This window comes from Novosphingobium sp. AAP83 (assembly GCF_001295795.1).
Classification (GTDB): Bacteria; Pseudomonadota; Alphaproteobacteria; order Sphingomonadales; family Sphingomonadaceae; genus Novosphingobium.
On the sequence record NZ_LJHY01000023.1, the window covers coordinates 58,241 to 82,418 of the forward strand.

Genomic DNA, 24,178 nt, shown 5'->3' on the forward strand with positions numbered 1-24,178 from the left:
CATGAGGGGTATAACATGACCTACAGCCGCCTGCCTTTAACCTCGATGTTTGCTCCGCTCGCACTTTCTGCGATGCCAGCCATCGCACAAGAAACCGCTGCCGACGCATTTCCAGAATCCCAAGGGCTTGAAGAAATAGTCGTCACTTCACAGCGCCGTGCCGAAAAGCTCCAGTCAGTGCCGGTTACGGTTTCGGCATTCAATGAAAAGGCGCTTGAACGCCTGGCAGTGGGTGACGCGATTGGTATTTCGAAATTCGTGCCCGGCATGATTTCGCAGCACAACGCTGGTCTTGCCTCGGCCAATGCCTACTTCTTGCGCGGTCTTGGTAATTCCCAGTCCACGGCAACTTTTGATGCGCCGGTCACGACGTATGTCGATGATATCTACATCGCCCGGCAGAACGCCAACAACTATGCCTTCTTCGATACCGAACGCGTCGAAGTTCTGCGCGGGCCTCAGGGCACGCTGTTCGGGCGCAATACTACAGGCGGTGCATTGGCAGTCATCATGCGCAAGCCATCGGATACGGCGGGCATGAAGCTGGAAATGACGGGCGGTTCGTTCGAGCGCTATACTGTCAAGGCCAGTGCCGATTTGCCAGTGAGTGACAAAGTCCGCACCAAGCTTTCAGGGTTCATGGTGCAGGATCGTGGATATCTGAAGAACATCACGACCGGTGACTGGCTGAACGGCGAGCAGAGCTATGGTATCAGGGGCGATGTCCGCTTCCTTCTAACCGATGCCCTGACGATCGATCTGTCTGCAGAATTCACCAGCAATTCGAGCACTTATACCGGCCTTCGCAATGTCCCGGGCACCAACCCCTATATCAGGACGGCAACCACCCGGCCCGTGTTCTATGAAAGCGCGGCGGGCCTGCCGCAGACTGGCTGCACCGACGACAATGTTACCACGCTGCTGACGACGGGTGCGGGCAACTGCAACCTTTCCGAAAACTTTGCCTTTGGCGGCAACGTCAACTACGAACTCGATAACGGAGCGATCACCTATATCTTCGGCTATCGCCATCTCGATCAGGGATACATCAACGAATACAATGCTTCTGCGGTTAACAAGTTTGCCGGCTTTATCCTGACGGACAATGCCATCCACGAGCAGAACAGCCATGAACTCAAGCTCAACTATGCGTTTGGGGATACCATTGATCTGGTCACAGGGCTGTTCTACCTCAAGGAAACGTCGGATGACCGCCAGACCAGCTTCTCGGGCGGAACCACAGCATTCCGGCCAATCCAGGATGCGCTTTACAAGCACAAAGTCGAAACGGCTGCTTACTATGCGCAAGCCGATTTCCATGCGACCGAAAAGCTGACGCTGACGCTGGGTGGCCGCTACACCTGGGAAAAGAAAAACCTCAACTTTATCCGGTCCACGCAATTCCCAACGCTTTCCTACGGGGACGTGGCAGTTACTGCGTTCGGCATTCCTCTGACGCAGACGGTCAATCGTTTTACCCCTCGCTTTGCGGTAGACTACAAGTTCACTCCTGAGGTCATGGCTTTTGCATCGGTCACCAACGGGTTTAAATCGGGTGGCTGGAACGGCACGGCATCGGCCCCGCAAAACGCGGTGACGTTCAATCCGGAAAAGACATGGTCGTACGAAGCCGGTATCAAGTCTGAACTGTTTGACCGCAAGCTGCGCTTCAACCTGACCGGTTATTACGCCAAGACCAAGGATCTTCAGGTTACAGCAGGTGTGCCCAACTCACTGGGCGTGATCGCCAGCCTGCCGTTCAACGCCGGCACATTGGACGTTTACGGCGTGGAAATGGAAACGACGGCCAAGTTCGGCAATCTCAGCCTGTTTGCCAACCCATCGTTCATGAAGGGCAGGTACGTCTTCATCTCGCCGCTGGCGACAACCTTGACCACGGCGCTGACCCCGACCCGCGTCCCGACGTTCCAGTTCAGTGGCGGGGCTTCGTATGACATTCCTGTTGCTTCGCTGGGTGGTTATTTCACGGGAAGCGGCACATGGCGTCACAACTCGCCCTATTGGGTGGCCGTGCTGAACACGACAACAACCACGACTGAAAACTTCGTTGATGCCGCCATCAGCTTTACCGCCAATGACGAAAGCTACCGGATCTCGTTCGAAGTTTCGAACCTAACAGACCAGGAGACCGTAACGGCTAACTTCCTGGCATTGTTCCCGGGTGATCCGCGTCGCTTTACTGGCCGTATCAAGTTCAAGATCTGATAACGAACATCAAGCTGCAGCGCAGACAGATCACGTCTGTGCTGCAGCCTTGCTTTTCGGGCATGTTTGGGAAAGGTGTTTTGGAAGATGGACATAGTCGGGACAAAGATGGTTTGCGATGGCAAATCAGCCCGTCAGATCTTTGATGAGGTCATGGCCAATCCTGCTCGCACAAAGTTCGGCTTTGGCGAAAAGTTGGCAATCGTGAATGTCGATTTCCAGAACGCCTATACCCGGATCGATGAATTCAAGACTGCTTATGAAACCGATCCGCGCCAGATCGAATATACCAACACCATTTCGCGCCTGGCCCGCGCCAAGGGCATGCCGGTGATCTGGACGCATGTGGCCTATGCCGATGATGCAAGCGATGCAGGGGTTTGGGGCACACGCACCAATACGCCTGATTCCTTGCAGAACATCAAGTACGAGAGCCGCCGCCACGCCTTTGATGACCGGTGCGAGATCGACCCGGCCGACACGATCTATACCAAACGTATGCCATCGGCTTTTTTCGAAACACCGCTGCAAAGCCTGCTGGTGTGGCACAAGGTCGATACTGTGGTCATCACCGGCGGATCGACTTCGGGTTGCATCCGCGCCACGGCGGTGGACAGCCTGAGCCGGGGCTACCGCACGATCGTGCCGATCGAGACGTGCGCGGACAAGCATGAATCCTATCACTTCGCCAATCTGACCGACTTGCAGTTGAAGTATGCCGATGTCGAACCGGTGCAGACCGTGATCAATTGGCTGGAGGCGCATTGATGGATGAGGGCGCCGCCGATCCCGGCCTTTATGCATTCAACCCCTATCGTGGGCGCAAACCGTTTGCATGGCCCGGCGACAAGAAAGTGGCGGTCTGGGTATCGCCCAATCTTGAGTATTACGAGATCGATCCGCCTGCCAACCCGCACCGCAAATCATGGGCCAAGCCGCATCCCGATGTCGTAGGCTATTCCCACCGCGATCACGCAAACCGCGTTGGCCACTGGCGGATGGCCGAAGTAATGAGCAAGCACGGCTTTCCAGGCTCTGTCAGCCTGTCGGTCGCGCTGTGCCAGCATCATCCCGAAGTGGTCGCTGATGCCAATGCACGGGGCTGGGAATTTTTCAGCCACGGCATTTACAACACTCGCTATTCCTATGGCATGGACGAGGCGCAGGAACGCGCGATCATCGAGGATTCGATCCGCACAGTGCGCGACGCCACCGGCCAGACGATCCGGGGCTGGCTGGCGCCAGCGCTAACTCACACCCCGCGCACGCTGGATCTGATTGCTGAATATGGGCTGGATTACACCTGCGACCTCTATCATGATGATCAGCCACAGCGCGTGAACACCACCAGCGGTGATCTGATTTCCATGCCCTACAGTCTCGAAGTCAACGATCACTACGGCTTCTTCATCTACAACATGTCCCCGCGCGAATATGCCAAGACGCTGATCCGGCAGTTCAAACGCTTGGCAGACGAGCCATCCGGCACAGTCATGTGCATTCCGCTGCACTCCTACCTGATCGGCCAGCCCCACCGTATCGGCGCATTCGAAGAAGTATTGCGCCAGATCGCCGCCGATAGCCGCGCATGGATCACCCGCGCTGGCGACATTGCCGATGCATGGCGGTCAGCGCAAATGGGAGAAGCTGCATGAGCCTTGATCCCGCATATCTCGAATATCCCCACCGCCGCGCCGGATATGACCACGATATGTATCCGTACAGCGCGCTGCCCACGCGCAAACCAGTGGCATGGCCGGATGGCAAGGGCGTGGCCACGTGGATCGTGGTCAGCCTCGAATGGTTCCCGATAACACCATCGGACACGCCCTTCCGTGCGCCAGGGCACATGCAAACGGCCTACCCAGATTACCGCCACTACACCGCACGCGAATATGGCACGCGCATCGGGTTTTACCGTCTGCTTGATGCCTTTGCCAAAGCAGGCGTCAAAGTGTCGGTCGCAGCCAATGGCGCAATTGCGCAGCGCTATCCTTCGGTGATCCGTGACATCGTGGACGCTGGCCACGAAATCATTGCCCATTCCACCGACATGAACGGAACTATCGCCTCTACCTTATCGGTAGAGGCTGAACGGGCGCTGATCCGCGAAAGCATCGCTGCACTTTCCGACGTGGCGGGCCATCCGCCCCGCGGATGGTGTTCCATCGCCCGTTCGCAAAGCTTTGCTACGACAGACCTGCTGATCGAAGCTGGCATCGAATACTGCTGCGACTGGGCCAATGACGAATTGCCATGGGCATTCAATAATGGCCTTATCAACCTGCCCCTGAACCACGAACTGTCAGACCGGCAGATCCTCAACGTCCAGCAGCAGTCGGTCGACAGCTACGCAGAGCAAATCATCGACGCGCATGACTGGTTGGCAGACGAGGCCAGATCAAACGGCGGACGCCTCCTGCCCCTGCACCTTTCACCGTACATCATCGGGTTGCCTTACCGCATGGATACATTCGAGCGCCTGCTGGAAACCCTTGCCGCAAAGCCGGACACTTGGTTCGCGCGCGGTTGCGATATTCTCGATTCCTTTAGGAGCAGCACGTGAAAGCATATGAACTCGGTTCACAGACCGGCCTTGAATCCCTCAACCTGACGACCCGCCCCGATCCCGTGCCAGGGCCGGGCGAAGCAATTCTGAAGGTCCGCTATGTTTGTCTAAACAACCGCGATATACAGATTTTAGAGGGCCGGTATGGTGCCAAAAAGGCCGAAGACCGCATTCCTTTTTCCGAAGGCATTGGTGAAGTAATATCAGTCGGCGAGGGCGTTTCTGGCATTGCCATAGGCGACCGTGCGACGCTGGCGCACTTCGTCTCGTGGATCGATGGCCCTTTCGAAATGCGCTATTTCGGCGCTGACCTTGGAACCAGCCTTGATGGCTGGATGGCCGAATACGTGAAGGTTCCCGCTGCCGCACTGGTCAAGATCCCCGACGTTATCACCAATGAAAAGGCTGCTCCGCTGGCTGCCGCAACGCTGACAGCATGGCACGCAGTTGTTGAAGTCGGCCAGGTGCGCGCAGGCGATCTCGTCGTTGCACTTGGAACAGGCGGCGTAGCAATGGCCGCACTTCAAATTGCCAAGGCCAATGGCGCATTTGTGGCCATCACGTCTTCAAGCGATGAGAAACTGGAACAAGTGCGCAAGCTGGGTGGGGATTACACCGTAAACTATACCACGCGCCCAGATTGGGCCGCAGAACTCCAGCGCCAGACCGGTGGGCGCGGAGCCGATATCGTAGTGGAGACCGGTGGCCAGCACACTCTTCCACAATCGATCAACGCTTGCGCCGTAAATGCACGTATCGTGATCATCGGTGTTGGAGCTGCTGATGGTCCGTTGCCCAATTACGGCAGCATCATCGGCAAAAACATCACGCTGAAGGGAATTGCCGAGGGCAGCCGCGCCATGCTCGCGCGGATGGTCCGCGCGATGGAAGCTACCGGCTTTGCACCCGTTGTGGACCGCGTGTTCGAATTCGATGAAGCGGTTGACGCCTGCCGCTACCTAAAGTCAGGCTCGCATCTGGGCAAGGTGCTGATCAAGGTCAGTTGATCGGACGGTTGACCCGGCTTCCCTTTTTTGTGGAAGCCGGGGCCGCCGAAAGCCGGTCAGGGATGGGTTGGTGGCGTCGTAATCTTCAGGCGATTACTCACGCATTGCTCCGCGCTCATGCCATCAGGACAAGAGCCAAGCTTGGGAACAAAGCTATTCTTTGCTGGCAATCGGACCGTCATGATGCGCAATGGTTCGGACCCGATCAAACGCGATGTGTGACCACGCCCGGTCACATCATTGGCCAGCACAATATCACCCTTGGATAGTACATGCTTCGAACCATCACCCAAGCCCACTTCCAGTTGACCCGCTAGAACGATCAGCAGGCGCGGCGTGGAAACGCCATGGAAATCAATGAAATCCCCTGGCAAAGTGTCGCCAATCTCAACATCGGTGGCGTAGAGCCGCGTTTGCACGCTGCGCCCCGGCGTACCGCCCGTGCGTGGCAATTCCTTGATCTCCAAGTGAGATTCACCATCTTCGCCGCCAAACAGATGGAGGACCTTAAACGCCTCCGCATCTGGTGAGATGGGTGATACCGGCAACGGCGCTGATTGTTTGCACGGCTCGTGCGAAGATGCAGAACTGGACAGGATCACTGCTACAAATGAAAGTGGCCAAAAAGCACGCATCTGTGGGGCCTCCTTCGCCTCAGGCGGATTGTAGAACGCGGTCATGCTGCGCAGCCATGCTCCGCAGCATAGGGATTAACTCCCTGCCATGCAGGGCAATATCGCCATAAAGATCAAAACCGCGGATGAGGAAGCCGGTGATACCCATACGATAATAATCCATCATTGCATCGGCCACCTGCTCCGCCGTGCCGACAAGTGCGGGTGGCAGCATCGGCGTGGAGAATTCGATCGAGGCGCGTGTAATGCCATTCCATAGACGTTTGTCGGAAGTATCTGCGCCAGCAGCGATGTCCTCCAGTTCCGCGCGTCCCGATCCGCCTTTGGTAGTGGCAAATTTGGGGTCAAGGCGCATTGCGGTGCCAATTGCTGCATCGCTGTCTTTGCCCGCAATCTTTCGCTGCTGTTCGAGACCCGTCTCGCGCAGCGCCTCGACCACATCACGCGCCGCCGCCCAAGCCTGCTCCTCTGTATCGCCAAGGATAACACGGACCGACGTTTGCAGCCGCACCGGCCTGCCCGTTCGTACCCAAGCTTGCTGGATCTGCGTCACTGTACCTTGCATCTGCGCCAGTGGTTTCAGCCCGCCAATCGCATAAACGTCCGCAACTTCCGCGCCCATCTCCAGCGCAAGTTGCGATGAACCGCCCCAGTAGACAGGTATTGCACCATTGACCGGACGCACTTCGGATAGAGCACTGTTGAAGCGATACCACTGACCCGCATGGTCAACCGGCTTTGCTGCGCTCCACAGTGAGCGCATGATCTGTACATATTCAGCGCTGCGAAGATAACGTTCCTCCTTCGTATGGAAGTCGCCATCACATTGCAGTTCCTGATCATTTGCGCCGGTTATGATATGCACTCCGGCCCGGCCAGAGCTAAGCTGATCTAACGTTGCGAACATGCGCGCGGCCATCGTTGGTGCAATAAAGCCAGGGCGATGCGCAACCATAAAGGCAAGCTTTTGCGTGATAGCCGAAACATGCGCGGCAATGGCAAACGGATCGGGTGCGAAAGAATTCTGCAGGATCAACACGCGATCAAAATCGTTTTCATCAAACGCGAGGGCCATCTTTGCGATCATATCGATATCGAAGGCTGGGCCACCATCGGCCGGTGTAATCTCGGACGCATTGCGGTGCAGCAGCACACCGAGAATTTCCAGTGCCATAGCCGGGGCTCCTTGGACAAATTGGCATAAACCGGCACCTGCCGACGCGCAAAACCTGCCACCCCGCAATCCGACAGGTAACCAAAGAAATCTGCGCCAGTGCATAAACAACTTGATCGCTGATGATATACCTGCAGCTCCGATGGATATGGCGGCTGTGCGGGATCGCCACATGAACATCACCAAACTGGAACGCTTGATTGCGGTTTACGAGGCCGGCAGCTTTCGCAAGGCTGCCAAAGTGTTCGGCATTTCTCAACCGGCCTTGACGTGGAGCATCCGGCAACTGGAAGAGAGCCTGAACCTGCCGCTCTTCGTGCGCGGACCACGAGGAATAACACCTACCGAACCATGCGAACGCCTGATCATGCGCGCACGGCTGATTGTGAGCGAACAAGCACGTCTGCTGGCCGAAGTCGAACGCAGCAACCGCATCCAAACGATTGAACTGGGCGTGCATCCGATTTTGGCCAATCGCGATTTTGTGCAAGCACTGGCGCAGTTCCGGCAGGCTCACGATGAAGTAATCATACAGATCGTGGACGGATACAGCGCGCAATTGCAGGAGCGGCTACGGCAGGGCTCATTGGACCTCGCAATCTGCGCCCCCGCCGCCCGGACTTCGCATGAGGCCGAGTTCGATTTCGAACCGCTGCAAGCCCAGTCCTATTCGGTTTATGCGGCAAAAGACCATCCGGTATTTGCAGAATTGGCCGCAGGATTACCTGTCAGCACGCACGATTGGGCGCAAGTGGCGGTTCACAATGTGCAAATGGAACAGACTGACAGCGAAGATATTCTGAAGATGCTGGGCGGCGTCGGGATGACGCCCGCCAAGGCGATAATCCGCGCATCGTCGATGCAACTGATCTGCAGCCTGGTGAAAGATGGCGGGTTGCTTGGCATGCTGCCGGACGATCTTTTGCAACACGATGTCGCTGGGGTAGGCCTGCAACGGGTGCCCGGCACACAGATCGATGCTCCACCCTTGGGGTTGATGACCGTGGCCGGCAGCTACCAAAGCCGTTCGCTGCGCAAGCTGATGTCGATCCTGCGCCAGACCTTTCGCAAAGGACTTCAACGCCAGGGTGGCTCGATGTGATCTCGAACGTTTGCGGTGATCGCCCCTGTGATTCGAGCGATCAACAAGTTTTATCGCCGGTCAGAATTAGTGCGCTATTCAAGGTGCTCGGCGAAAGTCACCTTGCTGCGACACAAAAGGGTGGCCGTTGCAGCGCAATAGCCTGCGACCGCTCACCGGCAGTAAGACGAAAACCGGCACATGCCCCCAAAGCTTGCGTCTGGTACGTCTCTACTTGCGCGGTCAAAGCGGCACACCGGTTTGCCATTTATAATTGCCCAAGGAAGAGCGCTCGATGAACAAACGCCCGCTGCATCCCATTACCCAAGATCATATCGACGATTACGCGCGCGATGGCGTCGTGTGCCTGCGCCAGATGTTCGATGCAGAATGGATCGCACGATTGCAGGAAGCGGCCAAGGCAGTGCAAGCCGATCCTGCCGCCTATGGCTCGGCAGGGCCATCACACGGTGCGATGATTTCGATTTCACACTTGTTTCGCAGCCCCGGTGCCTTTCGTGATTTCGCGCTCCATTCTCCGGCGGGCGAGATTGTGGGCCGCGTGATCGGGGCCGATCGGGTGCAAATGTTTCACGATCACCTGTTCCTCAAACCACCGCTTTCACCCTCTGTCATGCAATGGCATGCGGACCACTTGTGGCCCTTTACTGGCACGATGATCCCCAACCTGTGGGTGGCGCTTTCGCCCGTCACGCAGGAGAACGGACGGATCGAATTCGTGGCTGGCTATCATAAGTTCTGCGCTGAGACTGGATCACGGTTTGGCCCGGCAGGCGATGGTACATTCAGCTTTCCCGATTTCGAGAGCGAACGTGGCAAACCTGATTTTCCCTTCACCTTCAAAACATGGAATCTGGAACCGGGCGACGCCGTGCTGTTCCATGTAGACATTCCACACTATTCCAAAGGCAACGATTCCCAAGATTTGGCACGCACTGGCCTTGCCATGAGGATGATCGGGGATGACGCTTACTGGTGCCCGCGCGAAGGGTTGATGCCGGTGCAGGGCCTTGATCTGCTAAGCCAGACCGAAGGTGAGCATCCGGCCCCCTGCCCCGAATTGCCGGTGATCTGGACCCGCCCCGAAACCGAACCCCGCGCCTTTACCAGGCGCGAAGCTCAGACGGCCTGACCCGCCATGACAGACCATAACAAGCGCAACTTCCTGATCGGCGGCGGACTAATGGCGGCGCTGGCCGCCACGTCGGGTGCAAAAGCCCACGAAGTGCGCGCTATCGAAGGTCCGGTGTTCCCTCTGGAATTCCAGCCTACCAGCGATTCAATGCCTTGGATCAAACGGGTGTTCCACCTGTATAGCGGACCAGACGGGCTTACCCGGGCAGAACAACTTACCGTAGTGGAACCCAAGGGTCGCAAAATCGCCACGCTGCTGCGCCGTAATGCCGAACGGGCGACGGTGGGTGCGATGCAGGCGGGCGGGGGCTTTGGCTTTCATGTAGCAAACAACCCCACCTTCCTGATCCCCATTTTCGGTACGATGATCATAGGCCTTCATGACGGCACAGAGTACGAACTGCGCCACGGCGACCTTGCCTTTGCCGAAGACTGCACCGGCAAGGGCCACATTTCGCGGGCTGGCCCCGAAGGTTCGATGATGGTCTCAATCCAGTTGCCGAAGGACGGTTGCCCCAAAGTTGGCAGTTCCGACTTGTCCAAGGTGTGGAGCGAATAGCGCCCGCCAACCCCTTTTCCAGTCCAGTTATTTAAAGAAGGCCTGTGCATGAAGAAGAGCGCGTATCTTGGCTGGACAATAGGGTCTTTCACATCGTCTGCGCTGGTTAGCGCGGTAGGCCTGCTGCACTTGCGATTCATGACAGATTCCCTCGGCATCGCGATAGCCGTTGCGGGGGCACTGACAGTGTTTGCCAAAGTCTATGATGCCTTTGCCGACTTGTTGATGGGTTACATTAGCGACCGCACCCGCACGCGGTTGGGCCAGTTCCGGCCCTATTTGCTGGCAGGGGGCCTGCTGGCCGCGTTGTCGATTGTACTGCTATTCAACGTTCCCGGCAGCCTCGATGGAACTGCGCTTTGGATTTACGTCGGTTTGACACTGCTGATCTATTCTACCGCCTATACGATGTTTCGTATCCCCTACCTTGCCATTGGGCGGACGCTCACTGACGATTTTCACAAACGCTCCCGGTTGATGACCTTCAGCGTTTACGGATCATCATTGGGTAGCTTCGCAGCGACGTCGGCTGCTCCATTTTTGCTCGGGCAGATCGGCAGTGACCGCGCAGGCCATGGTCTTGTAGCGATAATCCTGGGCTGTGCCATCGCGCTGGGCGGGATCGCGGCATTCACATTGTTAAAGGAACGCCCGAAGATCGAACGGGAAGAGCGTAAGCCCCACGCGTCATTCGGAGCCACGTTTGCAGTTGTTCGAAGCAACCGACCATTCCTTTGCCTGATGGGCTTCAAGCTTGTGCTTTTTATCGGCTTTGCCGTCCACATTTCCGCCATTCCATATTATACACGGCACGTTCTGGGTGTTTCAGACAGCGTTCTGGGCACGATCTTTGCAGTTCAAACTGCGCTGATGGTCCTTTCACAAGTGGTTTGGGTACGTTTGGCAGCACGGTTCGGGCGGCGCAACGCGCTGGTAACCGCAGGCTTGGCCTGCACGCTGGCTTACACAACTTGGGCGCTGATTCCACCGGCTACGGCCGTTCCGATGGTGTTCATTGCTGCTGCCATGTCTGGAGTGGGAACCGGTGGCGTATTCCTGGGCCTTTACACGGTGCTGACTGATACGATGGACTATTCCCGGCGGGCACAGGGTGAGAACCACGCTGGCATGTTGGCGGGCGTATTCGTGATGGTAGAAAAGGGAACTTCGGCAGTAGGCACTTTTGCCTTCAGCATGATCATGGCCTGGGTCGGCTTTCAGTCCGCAATCGGCAGCGGAATGCAAACCCAACCAAACGGAGTCAGGACGGGAATCCTTGCCAGTGTAGCCATCGTGCCCGCGCTTGGCGCGTTGCTCGCCACCCTGATCATGACGCGTTATCGCCTGCCTGACGATGCAGAGTTTGAGGCACCGCTGGCTACGGCCTGATGCGGTCAGCCCAACAGGGCCGCCAACCGCCCACGGATGTCGCGCTCGACATCTTCGCCAAACCCCATGCCAAGCACCATCGTATCTCCCTGATCGCGTGGCCATGAGCGGTGGCCCTGCCCGGTGGTGTCCAGCATGACCAGCACATCACCCGGAGCCAGCGCGCGACGCGTACCATCGCTCGCCTCGATCTCCCAATGCCCGCGCAATGTGATGGAAAGCCCAGCCTGACCGCTGGTGTGCCATTCGTAGTTGTTGGAATAGCTCGCGCTTCCGGCCAACCCCCATTGGCTTGCCGCAGCAACGCCGTCCCAACGGACTGTACCGTCTGCAGCGGTAACTTTATGCGTGACCGGCAACGTGAGATCAGCCAAACGCGAGCCTCCATCGGGCAACGCATAAATGCACAGAACGGGCCAAGTGGGCGCGGCTACCATCAGAATACCTCGGGCTGGATGCGCGTTTCGGGATGCGCTTCATAATAGTTTTCCGGAACTGCCAGCCCGAGGTTTTCGCGTAGGGTGGCACCTTCATAGGCCGTGCGGAAATGGCCGCTCTTTTGCAGGATCGGTATGACCTGATCGACGAAGTCTTCAAGGCCGGCCGGCAGAAACGGCGGTGAGATAACAAAACCGTCCGCAGCCCCCTGTGTTTCCCAGTCAATCAAGGTCTGGGCCACATCCTCGGCTGTACCCACGACAGTGTGGCTCGTCCGCCCAGCCGCAACCTGTCGCGCCAACGCTCGAATCGAGAGGTTTTGGCGCACCGACAATTCCAGAACCCGATCGCGCGTGGAATTCTGACCCGCCAGCGCGGCTTCGGGCAGTGGCGGAAGAGGGCCATCAGGGTCATGCCCGGACAAGTCTATATTGCCAAGCAACGCCTCAAGCTTCGACACTGCGATATGCATGGGAATCAAGCCGTCAAGTTCGCGCTGCAAATCCTGTGCAGCTTGCTTGGTGTCACCGATGATCGGCGTAATCGCTGGCATGACCTTGAGGCTTGCAGGGGCGCGGCCAACCTCTGCCAGTTGCGCATGCATGGCCAGCCGGAACATTTTGGCCGTTTCGATGGTTGGGTGCGAGGTAAAAATCACTTCGGCATTCACAGCTGCAAAGCGCTGACCTGTGGCCGACGCGCCTGCCTGCACAAGTACGGGATGCCCCTGTGGTGGGCGCGGCACAGTCAAAGGCCCGGCAATGCGGAAATGTTCGCCCGCGTGATTTACAGCAGTTATTCGCGCAGGATCGGTGTAGCGCCCGCTGGCCTTGTCCGCCAGCACCGCGCCTTCCTGCCAACTGTCCCACAATCGCCTTGCCACATTTACAAATTCGTCTGCCCGCGCGTAGCGTTCAGCATGCTCAAGATGCGCTGGGCGGCCATAATTGTGCGCCTCGTTCTCCATCGTCGAGGTTACGATATTCCACCCAGCGCGACCCTCACTAAGATGATCGAGCGAGGCGAACCGGCGGGCAAGATCATAAGGATGCGAATAGCTGGTAGAAGCCGTACCGATCAGACCCAGATTGCTGGTCACAGCCGCAATAGTCGATAACACAACCAGTGGATCAAGCTTGGGCGTTTCAAGCCCTGCAAAAATCTCTGCGCCTTTCACAGGATGATAGCCAACGTAGTCGGCGAGGAACACGCCATCGAACAGCCCGCGCTCTGCCGTTTGGCCAAGCCTGCGGAAATAATCGATATCACATAACGCGTTGTTTGCAGCCCGCGGATGCCGCCAGCCCGCGATATGGCCACCGGTCTGCATCATGAAGGCAAGCAATTTCATCGTACTATCCAAGCTCTGAGGAGCAATTTCCCTTGTCCAAGCACACCTTGTTTCCTTGCGCCAATCAGGAATCCATGAAGGCGATAAGCCAAATTGATTATGGTGCAGATGGCAGTCTTGATACCCAACATGGTGACCCAAGCCTCTATGGAGGGCCAATTGCGCATGCCGGCCCAAGCCACATACCCACCGATACGCAAAAATCTGTGGCCGATGCTGCTGCTGTTCCTTGCAGCCAATTTCTACAGCATAGACAAAGCCATCGTTGGTGTGTTGGCAGAACCTATCAAGGCAGACCTTGGCATCGACGACATTCAGATGGGCCTGCTGATGGGGCTTGCCTATTCGGTTCTAAGCGGCATTTGCGGGCTTTGGCTGGGCTCGTTGATTGATCGCCACGTACGCAAGAAAATTCTTGGTTGGGCGATCATCGTCTGGAGCCTTTCTACGGCGCTTGGCGGACTTGCCCCTGATTTCGCGACATTTTTTGTACTGCGTGCCATCGTTGGCGTGGGGGAGGCAGCCGTTGCTCCTGCCGCGCTATCCCTAATTGCGGATATGTTCCCACCATCGCGCAGAGGCCGCGCGATCAGCGCATACCTCATCGGCGCGTCCATCGGCACGGCTCTGTCTTCGATCATTCCAGGCAAGATCATCGCGGCCGACCTGCATCTCGTCCTGCCCGGTTTGGGGGATATCGCATCCTGGCGCATCGCATTCCTACTGTGTGGCCTGGCGGGTCCGGTGGTGGGGCTGTTGTTCTTCACAGTGCAAGAACCGGCAAGACGCGGGCGGGTGGATGGGGCACCGGTGTCAAGGCCCCTGAGTGCGAAGCTTGCTTACCTGCGACGGCAACGTGCTATCGTGTTCCCGCTTTTTGGCGGCTTCTGCCTGTACTACATCGCTTTTGTCGGGGTCACCGCCTGGACCGCACCGCTGCTGATGCGAACCTTCGCACTCACACTGCCCCAGATCGCCAATGCACTGGGCCTTGGAATGCTGATCGCAGGCGTAAGCGGGTATTTTCTTGGTGGTATTGTGGCCGATTCAGCGTTTGGCACACGGCGCGGCGGGCGGTTGCTGGTGATGGCGGGACTACCGCTGCTTGCCCTGCCTGCCGGATTGGCCGGTCTCGCACCGGGACTGATGGCAGCAATAACCTGCCTTGCTACCATCAGCCTGACCGCACCGATGCTGAACGTGGCCATGAATGCCACAGTGCAAGATATTGCGCCGGGCGACATGCGCGGGTTCACTTATGCCTTGCTCAGCGTAGTTGCAGCGCTGCCCGCCGGTGCCGGTGGACCGCTGCTTATCGCGTATGTTTCACAACACGTTCTGGGCGATGAAGCGCTTATTGCATGGTCGTTCGTTGGTGTGGTGCTGCCCTGTTTGGCGCTCGCATCCTTGTGTTTCATCACCGCCTTCCGGGCCTTCCGCGCCGCCGATCCCGATGGTGAACTGGCGCACGTGGTCCAATCCAGCCAATCATAGAATCCGGAGCAGAATTCATGCCTTCAAACGGCGCCAAAATGATACTTGCCACCTTCATTCACAACAGCGGCGCGCATCCCGGCGGATGGCGATGGCCAGGCGCGCCGGTGGCTGATCTGCACGACTTTGCACATTACGCCCATCTCGCCCAAGTTGCCGAACGCGGTAAAATGCACTGCTATTTCTCCGGCGACTCTGTCGGCTTTCCCAGCATTTCGGGCAGCGATGCCTTTGCGGCCACCGATTATGCCGGGAAACTTGAGCCAACCACGCTCCTGGCGGCTCTGGCAATGGTAACAAGCAACATAGGCCTGATCGCCACGGCATCGACGACTTATAACGAACCCTACAATATCGCGCGTCGCTATGCCTCGCTTGACCATTTGTCCAAGGGGCGCGCAGGGTGGAATGTCGTCACATCAGCTAGCGATGGCGAAGCCCGCAATTTCGGCCGCGACATAAACATGGACCATGCCGAACGTTATGACCGGGCCGAAGAATTCGTCGATGTGGTGAAGGCGTTGTGGGACAGTTGGGAAGATGGCGCAATTCTGCGGGACCGTGAAGCCGCGCGCTATTTCGATCCCGCAAAAGTCCATGAGCTGGACCATCAGGGAAAGCACTTCAAGGTTGCTGGGCCGCTTAACGTAGCGCGCCCGCCGCAAGGACACCCGATCATCGTGCAGGCAGGTGGGTCCGAAGCAGGCCGGCGGCTCGCCGCGCGCACGGCAGACCTCATTTTCACTGCCGCACGATCGCTTGAGGTGGGGCAGGAATTCTATGCAGACATGAAAGCACGCGCCGCCGCGTTTGGACGCAATCCCGATCACGTCAAAGTGATCCCGTCGATGCAGCTTATGGTGCGCGGCACAGAAGAAGAAGCGCGCAAGGCCGAGGCCGAATTGCTGGAACTGGTGCCCGAAGCGCTCGCACTGCGCACGCTTTCTCTGCAATTGGGCGTCGATCTTTCGCACCTCTCGCCCGATGACAAGTTGCCGGACCTTCCCGCGACCAACGGCGGAAAGTGGGTGCAGCAGCAGATCATCCAGTTGGCACGCGAAAAAGACTTGGCTATCGGCGCGCTGGCCCGGCACGTGGTCGTTTCACGCGCAAGCTTTTCGTTTGCCGGCACGCCCGAACAGGTCGCCGATCTGTGCGAAAACTGGTTTCGCACACGCGGAGCCGACGGCTTTTCGCTTTCCCCCAATTACCAACCAGGCGGACTTGAAGATTTTGTCGATCAAGTCATTCCGATCCTGCAGAAGCGCGGACTGTTCCAGACCGACTACGAAGGCAGCAGTCTGCGTGAAAGCCTTGGGCTGCCGACACCTGAAAATGCATTTGTCGCCAACCCGGCACTAGGCCGCGAGCCAAGGATGTGGGCATGAAACCGAAGTACGACAATGCCATGATCAATCGGCGAACCTTGGGCAAAGGCCTGTTGACCGCAAGCGCCGTGGTTGCCGGAGCGATCAGCACCTCGGCCTGCGCCAGCAGCCCCGCGTTGCCCGTCGGCACTCCTCTCCGCGGAGCCTGGACTGCCACCGGCAGCTTGCGCCGCGCGGGCGGCGTGCTGCACTATGCCACAATCGGCGAACCCAACCCATCAGTGCCCCCTGTCGTCCTGTTGCACAAGCTGGGTGGTTGGCTTTCCGATTGGCGCCACGTCGCCCCGCTGCTGGCAAAAGGGCGGCAGATCATCGCGTTCGATCTTCCCGGTCATGGCGGATCGCGCTGGGATGGCCCCGCCCCCTATATCCTCACGCTGGGCGAAATTGCTTCGCTGCTGGTGGGCGCGCTCGATGAAATGGGCATCGACAAGGTGCACCTGTTCGGGACCTCGCTGGGCGGATGCGTGGCGGTTTCACTTGCCGCGTTCTGGCCCGAACGCATCCAATCGCTGGCGATCATCTCGTCGGCGCTGGGCGGGCGGCGCACACTTGATCAGATCAAAATCATCGTCGATGACAAGCAGACGGACTTGTTCGACAAGAACGGCGATCCCCTGCCGACAACGCCCGAGCAATTGCGCCAGATCTTTGGCATCGTAAATCCGCAGAAGATAAGCGTTGAAGGCAACCAGAGCCGCCTTGCTGCAGGGCGGTGGATTCAACCATGCGAACGGGGCGTGGCCATCACTGACATTGCCGGCATGATTCCGCGCATTCAGTCTCCGACGCTTCTGGTTTATGGGGAATTTGACAAGGCTTATCACAAGTTCCGGTCTGTCGTTGAACCAACTCTGCGCAACGGACGAACCGCTGTGGTGAAGAATTCCGGCGCGTTTGTGATGCAAGATAACCCGGATGAAACAGCGCGTATCCTGAATGAACTGCTGGCCGGCGCTTGACCCGTTCAGGCGGTCCCAGCGCTTTGCGCATTGGCACGGATCACCGATTTCAACTGGCGCATGATGCGTGTTTCATAACGCCCCTGCAGCGTGACGAAACCAAAGGTTGGTGCGGCAATTTCCGAGCCTTCCAGACGCATGAGTGTCCCCTTGATAAGTTCGGCGGCCACAGATTCACACGCTATCATGCCGATCAGCCCGCCATCGACGATCAGCGACTTGTGCAGCGTAGCCGACGATACGCGGATGATCTTGTTATCTTGGCCATAGCCGAACCGTCCGATCATTTCGGTGAATTCCCGTGTCTCCATCGGATCGATCTTGTTATAGGCGCTCAATTGCACCCATGTGTGACCACTGGTTCCTGCACCTGCAAAAATCGCGTGATCAGCCCGCGCTACGATCGCATAGTTGCGCCGAAACAACGGTTCGAATTCAAATGCTTCATCACTGAAATCGGCCGGAAAACCGCAGAACGCAAAATCAAGATCGCCTGCCGAGAGCATGTCCATAAGCTGGGTGGTATAGCCATCGCGGACCCACAAATCGATGCGTGGACTGGCGTCGACAAAGCGGCGCAGAGTGTGCGTCAACCATTCGGAAACAAGAACGGGATGAACGCCCAGAGCGAGACGCGGTTGCCGGTTTGCTTCGGTCAGTTCGTGCACAATCCGGCGCTCTTCGGCCAGCATCAGCCGCGCCCGCGCCACCAGCCTTTCGCACATGGCTGTGGGCCGCACACCCGATGGGCCGCGCTCAAAAAGGCTGGCGTTGAATTCCTCTTCCAATTGCTTGATGCTGAGGGTCAGCGCCGGTTGGGTTATGCCGATGGTTGCGGCCGCCTTACGCAGGCTGCCACACTCATAAATAGCGATCATCCGTTTGAGTTGGACAAGATTCACGTGAACTCGCCCTCCATATCAAGAAGGCTGAAGGAACATTTCCACTGCATCAACCACCCGGTCTTGCTCTAGCTTCAGGACGCCATGCTTCACGCCTGCCATATCCATCCGCTTGCCGTTGCGGAAAAGGTGTGACGTTGCGCGGGTCACTTCCCACAGATCATCCTGCGCATTCATAACCAGCACATCATGCGCCACTTGGGCCATGGCGGCAAGGAAGTCATAACGATAGACCGAGCAATAACCCCATGGCATGCGCGCACCCAGCCGCAAGCATTCGGCCATGCTGATGTGCCGCTCTTCAAAGGATATGCGCGGGTCCGACAAACTACCGATGATCGCCCATAGCTTTTCAACGTGAGCAAGGCTGGCATCCGGTACAGGAAATGCCTGCAACAGATTTTCAAGCTTGGCCTTACGCACATCGGCCGGGTAGGCAGCCAAGCCAAACAGTACCAAGCGCTGGACTCGTTGTGGAAACGCCCGCGCCAGCTCGGTGGCAATCAGCGATCCGGTGTGAAAACCCATGATATGATAGCCGCCGCACGGGATCAAACCCTGTTGCGCCATGTCATGCATGAACCGGTCGGCAATCTGCGCGAAGTCTTCGATGCTGGCAGGCTCTGGCGGAGCATCGCTCATCCCATAGCCCGGCGTGTCGAGTGCAATGACAGTGCGTCCCTGCGCCAAAGGTGCCATCACCGGCAACCAATCTGCACTGCTGCTGGGGGTCTGGTGCAGACACAGGATCGGTGTGCCCTCCCCGCCTTGCGCAATCCGATAATGAACTTGACCGAAACGACTGTCGGCATAGCCGCGCTTGACTTGCGTCATAATGTCACCGTCTTGAGGGATTGCACACGCGCTGCTGCGTAAAAGGCCAGCAGCGCAGACAGGGTAAAGGCGGTCACGCCCACTATTGCCATCGACCATCCTACCGCCAGCGGATCGGAAAAGACCGACTCGGTCAGCCACGCCACAGCCACTGGGCCGAGCGTGCCACCGATCATGGTCATCACAAAGGCATATAGCGCCACGGCAAAGCCCCGTAGCGATGGCGGGGCAATCTCGGACAGGACAGACAGCATCGTAGAGCCGTAGATCGCCATCACGAACATCAATTCCCCGAGCATCGCGATGGCCAGTGTGTCGTTGCCTGCAAACTGCGGCAGAGCCGATGGTAACGCGAACAGGGTAAGTGCAGCTGCCAGCCGCATCCGACCGGCCACGCCAAATCGGTTGCGGACTTTGTCAACCACGAAGCCGGCTACCCCCGCACCCAGTATCGCCCAGAGTACTTGGGCAAGGCCAAGCGACTTTCCTGCCGCACCGATTGCATAGCCAAAAGTGCGGGTCAGAAACACTGCACCCCAACCAGTCGCCACTACTCCCCCTACTGCAAACAACGCTAACGCCATGTAGTATGGCAGAAACACATGGCATTCGCGGCCCATCGTGCGCAGGCCCTGTCCGAAAGACAGCTTTGTGCCATCGGGGCGTGCGGTGGGCGTGGTTCGCGCAGGTTCCCGCAATGTTGCTAGCAATGCCAACAAAACTACACCGCTTGTACCGACCAGCACGAAAGCGATCCGCCATGGCGCAAGCTGGCCGATAAACGGCAGTCCGGCAAACGCGCCCTGCGGTGCAAGATCAAGGATCAGCCCGCAGATCAGCGAGCCCAGGCCGTAGGCAATCATGCTGCCAAAAACGTATAGCGCCATTGGACGCCCGCGACGTTCTGGCGGGAACAAGTCGCTTATCATGGTAACGGCGCATGGCCCCAGAACCGCTTCGCCCACGCCGATGAAAAGGCGCGATGCGAACATGGACCCGAACCCTTCGGCAAAGCCTCCAGCCACGGTCGCCGTGCTCCAGACGGCGATGCCTGCCAGAAGCAGCTTTCGGCGGTTGACAGCATCGGCCACCGCACCAAGCGGCAGACCGACAGTTACGTAAAAAATCGAAAACGCAAAACCTTGCAGCAGAGCAATCTGCATTTCACTGATGCCAAGATCTGTCCGCACGGGATCGATAACAAGCGCCAGCATTCCCCTGTCGATCGTAGAGACAATCTGCGCCAGAAATAGCGTAATGACCGTAAGCCATGCGCGGCCAGCATGGTCATGGGTTTTGGAATCCATGGTATTCTCCCCGTGCGGGATGCACCCTGACATGACGCCCGTCCGCAATCCCGCCTTTTGATTACGTGTCCACCTGCCGGATTGTGACAAAACCACTCGCCCTGATCCCGCTTTCAGAAAAGTCGGAAGCCCTTATCGCCTCTAAGAATTACTGATTGGCGCGGGCAAGCCGCAGATGCTTCCTACAGGTCTGCAACTTTTCTGCTTTAGTGGAAGCCTACGCCCATGACCAAGCTTCAGCCGCTGATAAACCGGACCGTGGCGGAGCGGGTGTTAAGCGCAATGGGCGTTTCTGCACTGGTATTGACCGACAAGACCAGCATTTATCAGGCAACGGGATATTGGCCGCAGTCGGTCGCCATGGGGCAGGATGGCGCGGCTTTTGCCATCGTGCCCGCCAATAAAAATTCATCCGTTACTCTCATCACCAGCCAGTTCTTGCACTACCTGCACGATCTTGAAGCGCCCGCTCCCGGTGGCCCGCTCGATATTCTGCTGTATACGGCCCCGCACGGGTTGGAAGGAGGAGCGACACCGCCAATCTTCTTGCCGCACGCGCAAGGGGGCACCCCCGATCCGATGGACCATCTGACACGAGATACCACGCTCGAAGTGCTGGATCGCAATGGCACTTTTCCCAATGCTGCGGCTGCACTGAATCACGCCGTCGCCGCAATCACAGGCACATTGGCCACCGAATCTACGCTGGTTGCAGGAATCCTCAATGGCCGATCGGTTTTTTGCCCGGCAGAACCTTTGCTGCGGCGTATCCGCATGATCAAATCACCGTTCGAAATCGCACTTATGCGCCATGCGGCACACAACAATGCTGAGGCCGCGCGCACGGCAATCATGTCTATGAAGGCTGGAGATACCTATCAGGACATGGCCCGCGCATTCTTTGCCGAAACTGGGCGCCGCGGTGGTGTGCCGATGTTCCTCTCAACCGACAGCACAACGATGCGCAACCGCGACGGTGTGATACATGACGGCCGCAGCTTCCAGATCGACGCTGTCAGCCACTATGCAGGCTACCATGGCGATTTCGGACGTACGGTGTTCGTTGGTGAGCCCGATCCGATCATCCGGCGCATGGTCGATGCGGCCCGTTGCGCCAATGATGCAATCGGGGTTGCGCTGCGTCCGGGCCTGAAATACTCCGATGTGCGCAGGATCGGACAAGAGGCTGTTGCCAGCGCCGGCTATGACATGGTCATTCCCTGCGCCGCACACAGCGTCGGCCTTTTCCACACTGACGAAGCTTACGACGGCGATAGCCTGCACTTCAAAAAGGCCGACCATACAATCGAAAAGGATATGGTATTGAGCATCGATTGCCCGGTGCTGCATCTTGACGCCGCCGGAAACGTCCATTTGGAGGACTTGTGGCTGATCACTGATTCAGGCTGCGAACCATTGAACGACCGCGCGGATCCTTTCCTGAGGATCTAGTCCGGTACGCTAAACCCGGGGATTGTGCAGGTCCATCCTGATATTGAACCGGTCGGATCGATAGTGCGCATAGGTCCGGAGAAAAGGAACATTGTTCTTGTCATGAACTGTGCGGGTGATGCGCAATATCGCAGACATAGGTTCGACATTCAACGCTTGAACCAAAGAGGGGTCGGCCAGCATTGCACCGATCGTCTGTTCAGCGCGCGTGGCATGGAAACCGGCATCATCCAGCAACTTTAGCAACGGAGCAGAAGACAGCGTGGCTTCGGAGATGACCGTGTGCAGTTCACCCCGAACGTAACTGACAATGTAACCGATGGGAATGCCTTCCAGGCACCGCACCCTGACTGCCCGGATGACTTCGGCACCTTCTTCGATACCCAGCGCATTTGCGATGATATCGGTTGCAGCGCGCTTTTCCACCGAGATAACGTTGACGGTGGTTCCCTCGCCCAACGCCATTAACGAATCCAATGCCTGATCAAGATTCGCCTCGAGCGGGGCCGCGGGAGATTTGAAAATCACCCGTGTGCCAATACGGCGTCGACGTTCAACGTAATGTTCGTTGGCCAGATCGTTCAGGACACGCCGCGCTGTAATTCGCGAGACATCAAAAATGGCGGACAATTCCTGCTCGGTCGGCAAGGCGCTGCCATAGGGGCGTTGCCCGCACAGGATTTCATCGCGCAAACTCAGGTAAATCTGGTGATAAAGCGGAACGGCTCCTTGGCGATCTAGCACGATCTCTCCCCGGCTGGCCGAAACCGTCATGAAGCCGACGGCATCTCGATCAGACAATACGCCGCTATTCAGGTCTTGATCGGGTTTAGTCAAGCCGGTGCCAGTAGCACTTCGGCTGAAAACATAACCAAAACCGGCTGCTTCCCCGAGGCAGCTCACGACTCTTCCCCATCCCAAGAGGGGTATCGGCCCATCGCCAGCAGCGAAACTCCGCCAACGAGAAGGCAGCCGACACCAGTGGCCAAAGCCATGTCGTAACGTCCGGTGGCATCGAACACCCTGCCATAAACCACCGGCCCCATGCCGCCGCCGAACGCTATTACCGTGTAGAAGCTGCCGTAGATCGTGCCATAAGCGCGGCGACCGAAATAGCGGGCAATCAAATAGGCAAGCAGATCAAACTCGAACCCCGCGCCGAGACCCAGCGTTATCACTGCGATTACTGCCTGCGAGGTGCCGATTTCAGGACGCGAAAGCAGGAAGCTGCCGATGGCAGGCAAAAGCAAAATCGCCATTGCACAGCCAGGTGCCCAATACCTGTCCAGCAGCCAGCCCCCGGCAACCCGGCCCGCAATCACCGATAGCCCGAAACCGGCCGTGATCGCGCCAATTTCTGGCAGGGTAAAGCGCTGCGTGCGCAGAATGTTTTCAAGATTGGGCGTCGGTGCGGTCAGTGCAAAGGCAATGAGCAAAAAGGCGAAAGTCATGATCCAGAATCGGCGATCCCTCAACGCCTCACGCAGGGTCATTCCCGCTTCTATCACAGGCTGCGCCAACATCGCGGAAACTCTTGCGGCTGGCCCTGCAAGCCGTTCACGAAACAGCATGGCGATCACCGGCACACCGATCAAAATGGGCAAGGCGCCAATCACGAAAAACGCGGTGCGCCAACCATAAGTGCCGATCAGCCACGCAGCGAGGGGCTTTACAAGAAAGCCGGTAATTCCGGTGCCCGTGCTGGCGATCCCTATGGCAAGCCCGCGGTGCTTTTCGAACCAGCCGTTGACAGTGTGCATCCACGTGGCCGTCAGTGTGCCCGCGCCAACTACCGACATTAACACCCACTGGCAGTAGTAGACCCAGATGTTGCCATTGCTCAGACCAAGACTCATGAAGGTCAGCCCAAACAGAACAAGCGAAATCAACGCGACTGGCTTTGCGCCAAAGCGGTCCACCGCAAATCCGGCGATCGGCCCTGTGCCCATGACTACAACGGATTGCACGGTGATCGACCCCATCAAGGAGGCGAAGCTCCAGCCGAACGCTTGCTGCAATTCGGGCGCAAACATGCCGATAGTGTAGAATGGTATGGGGCTCAACCCCATGGCCAAACCCACCATCGATGCCACTACAACCACCCACCCGGCGCGACTGTCACGCGCAGGAAGCCCACTAGTTTCAGATGGTGCGAGTGTTCCGGTCTGTGTCGCCATCATAGCTCCTGTTCAAACGGTCTGCGCGCGATGTGTGCGATTTTAGGGACTGGACAAGCGATATTGGATGCCACAGTA

Annotated in this window: 22 protein-coding genes; 13 read left to right on the forward strand and 9 right to left on the reverse strand. The window is 57.8% G+C overall.

What is annotated here, in order from left to right; all coding sequences use genetic code 11:
* Positions 1-15: 15 nt before the first annotated feature.
* The 5 genes from IP81_RS13935 (at position 16) to IP81_RS13955 (ending at position 5,802) form a co-directional block, all read left to right on the forward strand.
* Positions 16-2,226 (forward strand): TonB-dependent receptor, encoded by a 2,211-nt coding sequence (locus IP81_RS13935; protein WP_054108617.1) that lies wholly within the window; start codon positions 16-18, stop codon positions 2,224-2,226.
* 87 nt (positions 2,227-2,313) lie between these two features.
* Entirely contained in the window at positions 2,314-2,994 is a 681-nt protein-coding gene (locus IP81_RS13940; RefSeq protein ID WP_157573223.1) for an isochorismatase family protein, read from the forward strand.
* On the forward strand, positions 2,994-3,881 hold the full coding sequence (locus tag IP81_RS13945; protein ID WP_054108618.1) for a polysaccharide deacetylase family protein: 888 nt from the start codon (positions 2,994-2,996) through the stop codon (positions 3,879-3,881). Before IP81_RS13940 ends, IP81_RS13945 begins: the two co-directional genes overlap by 1 nt.
* Complete coding sequence (locus tag IP81_RS13950) at positions 3,878-4,792, forward strand: polysaccharide deacetylase family protein (RefSeq protein WP_054108619.1); 915 nt, start codon at positions 3,878-3,880, stop codon at positions 4,790-4,792. The genes IP81_RS13945 and IP81_RS13950 overlap by 4 nt, the downstream gene beginning before the upstream one ends.
* Positions 4,789-5,802, forward strand: coding sequence for an NAD(P)-dependent alcohol dehydrogenase (locus IP81_RS13955; RefSeq protein WP_054108620.1), 1,014 nt, complete (start codon positions 4,789-4,791; stop codon positions 5,800-5,802). The genes IP81_RS13950 and IP81_RS13955 overlap by 4 nt, the downstream gene beginning before the upstream one ends.
* Positions 5,803-5,858: 56 nt before the next feature.
* Here IP81_RS13955 and IP81_RS13960 read toward each other — a convergent pair whose 3' ends face one another.
* Together IP81_RS13960 and IP81_RS13965 are read right to left on the reverse strand one after the other, a co-directional pair.
* Positions 5,859-6,482 (reverse strand): cupin domain-containing protein, encoded by a 624-nt coding sequence (locus IP81_RS13960; RefSeq protein ID WP_054108621.1) that lies wholly within the window; start codon positions 6,480-6,482, stop codon positions 5,859-5,861.
* Positions 6,457-7,611 (reverse strand): LLM class flavin-dependent oxidoreductase, encoded by a 1,155-nt coding sequence (locus IP81_RS13965; RefSeq protein WP_054108622.1) that lies wholly within the window; start codon positions 7,609-7,611, stop codon positions 6,457-6,459. Before IP81_RS13965 ends, IP81_RS13960 begins: the two co-directional genes overlap by 26 nt.
* A 172-nt stretch (positions 7,612-7,783) precedes the next feature.
* On the opposite strand from IP81_RS13965, the gene IP81_RS13970 reads away from it, so the two are divergent.
* From IP81_RS13970 to IP81_RS13985, 4 genes are all read left to right on the forward strand, one after another.
* On the forward strand, positions 7,784-8,713 hold the full coding sequence (locus IP81_RS13970) for a LysR family transcriptional regulator (RefSeq protein WP_197274639.1): 930 nt from the start codon (positions 7,784-7,786) through the stop codon (positions 8,711-8,713).
* Positions 8,714-8,987: 274 nt separating this feature from the next.
* Positions 8,988-9,845: a phytanoyl-CoA dioxygenase family protein gene (locus IP81_RS13975; protein WP_054108624.1), complete on the forward strand. Its 858-nt coding sequence runs from the start codon at positions 8,988-8,990 to the stop codon at positions 9,843-9,845.
* 6 nt (positions 9,846-9,851) lie between these two features.
* Positions 9,852-10,406 (forward strand): hypothetical protein, encoded by a 555-nt coding sequence (locus tag IP81_RS13980; protein ID WP_054108625.1) that lies wholly within the window; start codon positions 9,852-9,854, stop codon positions 10,404-10,406.
* 48 nt (positions 10,407-10,454) lie between these two features.
* On the forward strand, positions 10,455-11,795 hold the full coding sequence (locus IP81_RS13985) for an MFS transporter (RefSeq protein WP_082356173.1): 1,341 nt from the start codon (positions 10,455-10,457) through the stop codon (positions 11,793-11,795).
* Positions 11,796-11,800: 5 nt separating this feature from the next.
* Here IP81_RS13985 and IP81_RS13990 read toward each other — a convergent pair whose 3' ends face one another.
* Together IP81_RS13990 and IP81_RS13995 are read right to left on the reverse strand one after the other, a co-directional pair.
* On the reverse strand, positions 11,801-12,169 hold the full coding sequence (locus tag IP81_RS13990) for a hypothetical protein (RefSeq protein ID WP_157573225.1): 369 nt from the start codon (positions 12,167-12,169) through the stop codon (positions 11,801-11,803).
* Positions 12,170-12,231: 62 nt separating this feature from the next.
* Positions 12,232-13,584, reverse strand: a complete 1,353-nt coding sequence (locus IP81_RS13995) for an LLM class flavin-dependent oxidoreductase (protein ID WP_054108628.1) — start codon at positions 13,582-13,584, stop codon at positions 12,232-12,234.
* A 108-nt stretch (positions 13,585-13,692) separates the two neighbouring features.
* On the opposite strand from IP81_RS13995, the gene IP81_RS14000 reads away from it, so the two are divergent.
* The 3 genes from IP81_RS14000 to IP81_RS14010 are packed head-to-tail and all read left to right on the forward strand — an operon-like array spanning position 13,693 to position 17,428.
* Entirely contained in the window at positions 13,693-15,078 is a 1,386-nt protein-coding gene (locus IP81_RS14000; RefSeq protein WP_197274640.1) for an MFS transporter, read from the forward strand.
* Positions 15,079-15,116: 38 nt separating this feature from the next.
* Positions 15,117-16,466 carry an LLM class flavin-dependent oxidoreductase gene (locus IP81_RS14005; protein WP_197274641.1) on the forward strand — a complete coding sequence of 450 codons (1,350 nt, stop codon included), beginning with the start codon at positions 15,117-15,119 and terminating at the stop codon, positions 16,464-16,466.
* Positions 16,463-17,428, forward strand: coding sequence for an alpha/beta fold hydrolase (locus IP81_RS14010; protein ID WP_157573229.1), 966 nt, complete (start codon positions 16,463-16,465; stop codon positions 17,426-17,428). Before IP81_RS14005 ends, IP81_RS14010 begins: the two co-directional genes overlap by 4 nt.
* A 5-nt stretch (positions 17,429-17,433) precedes the next feature.
* Here the strand turns inward: IP81_RS14010 and IP81_RS14015 are convergent, their stop codons facing one another.
* Genes IP81_RS14015 through IP81_RS14025 form a run of 3 tightly spaced genes read right to left on the reverse strand, consistent with a single transcriptional unit; the run spans position 17,434 to position 20,471 of the window.
* Positions 17,434-18,330: a LysR family transcriptional regulator gene (locus IP81_RS14015; protein ID WP_157573231.1), complete on the reverse strand. Its 897-nt coding sequence runs from the start codon at positions 18,328-18,330 to the stop codon at positions 17,434-17,436.
* 18 nt (positions 18,331-18,348) lie between these two features.
* A complete protein-coding gene (locus tag IP81_RS14020) occupies positions 18,349-19,164 on the reverse strand; it encodes an alpha/beta fold hydrolase (protein WP_054108633.1) in 816 nt (271 codons plus the stop codon).
* Positions 19,161-20,471, reverse strand: a complete 1,311-nt coding sequence (locus tag IP81_RS14025) for an MFS transporter (RefSeq protein WP_054108634.1) — start codon at positions 20,469-20,471, stop codon at positions 19,161-19,163. Before IP81_RS14025 ends, IP81_RS14020 begins: the two co-directional genes overlap by 4 nt.
* 225 nt (positions 20,472-20,696) lie before the next feature.
* Between IP81_RS14025 and IP81_RS14030 the strand changes: the two genes are divergently transcribed.
* Positions 20,697-21,923, forward strand: coding sequence for a Xaa-Pro peptidase family protein (locus IP81_RS14030; RefSeq protein WP_054108635.1), 1,227 nt, complete (start codon positions 20,697-20,699; stop codon positions 21,921-21,923).
* Positions 21,924-21,932: 9 nt separating this feature from the next.
* Here the strand turns inward: IP81_RS14030 and IP81_RS14035 are convergent, their stop codons facing one another.
* Together IP81_RS14035 and IP81_RS14040 are read right to left on the reverse strand one after the other, a co-directional pair.
* Positions 21,933-22,826, reverse strand: coding sequence for a GntR family transcriptional regulator (locus IP81_RS14035; RefSeq protein WP_231626807.1), 894 nt, complete (start codon positions 22,824-22,826; stop codon positions 21,933-21,935).
* Entirely contained in the window at positions 22,823-24,100 is a 1,278-nt protein-coding gene (locus IP81_RS14040; protein WP_157573244.1) for an MFS transporter, read from the reverse strand. Before IP81_RS14040 ends, IP81_RS14035 begins: the two co-directional genes overlap by 4 nt.
* Positions 24,101-24,178: the final 78 nt, after the last annotated feature.

Bases quoted from the DNA above. Each gene is read 5' to 3' on its own strand.
- IP81_RS13935 (WP_054108617.1), top strand. From the start codon at position 16: ATGACCTACAGCCGCCTGCCTTTAACCTCGATGTTTGCTCCGCTCGCA.
- IP81_RS13940 (WP_157573223.1), top strand. From the start codon at position 2,314: ATGGACATAGTCGGGACAAAGATGGTTTGCGATGGCAAATCAGCCCGT.
- IP81_RS13945 (WP_054108618.1), top strand. From the start codon at position 2,994: ATGGATGAGGGCGCCGCCGATCCCGGCCTTTATGCATTCAACCCCTAT.
- IP81_RS13950 (WP_054108619.1), top strand. From the start codon at position 3,878: ATGAGCCTTGATCCCGCATATCTCGAATATCCCCACCGCCGCGCCGGA.
- IP81_RS13960 (WP_054108621.1), bottom strand. From the start codon at position 6,482: ATGACCGCGTTCTACAATCCGCCTGAGGCGAAGGAGGCCCCACAGATG.
- IP81_RS13965 (WP_054108622.1), bottom strand. From the start codon at position 7,611: ATGGCACTGGAAATTCTCGGTGTGCTGCTGCACCGCAATGCGTCCGAG.
- IP81_RS13970 (WP_197274639.1), top strand. From the start codon at position 7,784: ATGAACATCACCAAACTGGAACGCTTGATTGCGGTTTACGAGGCCGGC.
- IP81_RS13975 (WP_054108624.1), top strand. From the start codon at position 8,988: ATGAACAAACGCCCGCTGCATCCCATTACCCAAGATCATATCGACGAT.
- IP81_RS13980 (WP_054108625.1), top strand. From the start codon at position 9,852: ATGACAGACCATAACAAGCGCAACTTCCTGATCGGCGGCGGACTAATG.
- IP81_RS13985 (WP_082356173.1), top strand. From the start codon at position 10,455: ATGAAGAAGAGCGCGTATCTTGGCTGGACAATAGGGTCTTTCACATCG.
- IP81_RS13995 (WP_054108628.1), bottom strand. From the start codon at position 13,584: ATGAAATTGCTTGCCTTCATGATGCAGACCGGTGGCCATATCGCGGGC.
- IP81_RS14000 (WP_197274640.1), top strand. From the start codon at position 13,693: ATGGCAGTCTTGATACCCAACATGGTGACCCAAGCCTCTATGGAGGGC.
- IP81_RS14005 (WP_197274641.1), top strand. From the start codon at position 15,117: ATGATACTTGCCACCTTCATTCACAACAGCGGCGCGCATCCCGGCGGA.
- IP81_RS14010 (WP_157573229.1), top strand. From the start codon at position 16,463: ATGAAACCGAAGTACGACAATGCCATGATCAATCGGCGAACCTTGGGC.
- IP81_RS14020 (WP_054108633.1), bottom strand. From the start codon at position 19,164: ATGACGCAAGTCAAGCGCGGCTATGCCGACAGTCGTTTCGGTCAAGTT.
- IP81_RS14025 (WP_054108634.1), bottom strand. From the start codon at position 20,471: ATGGATTCCAAAACCCATGACCATGCTGGCCGCGCATGGCTTACGGTC.
- IP81_RS14030 (WP_054108635.1), top strand. From the start codon at position 20,697: ATGACCAAGCTTCAGCCGCTGATAAACCGGACCGTGGCGGAGCGGGTG.
- IP81_RS14040 (WP_157573244.1), bottom strand. From the start codon at position 24,100: ATGGCGACACAGACCGGAACACTCGCACCATCTGAAACTAGTGGGCTT.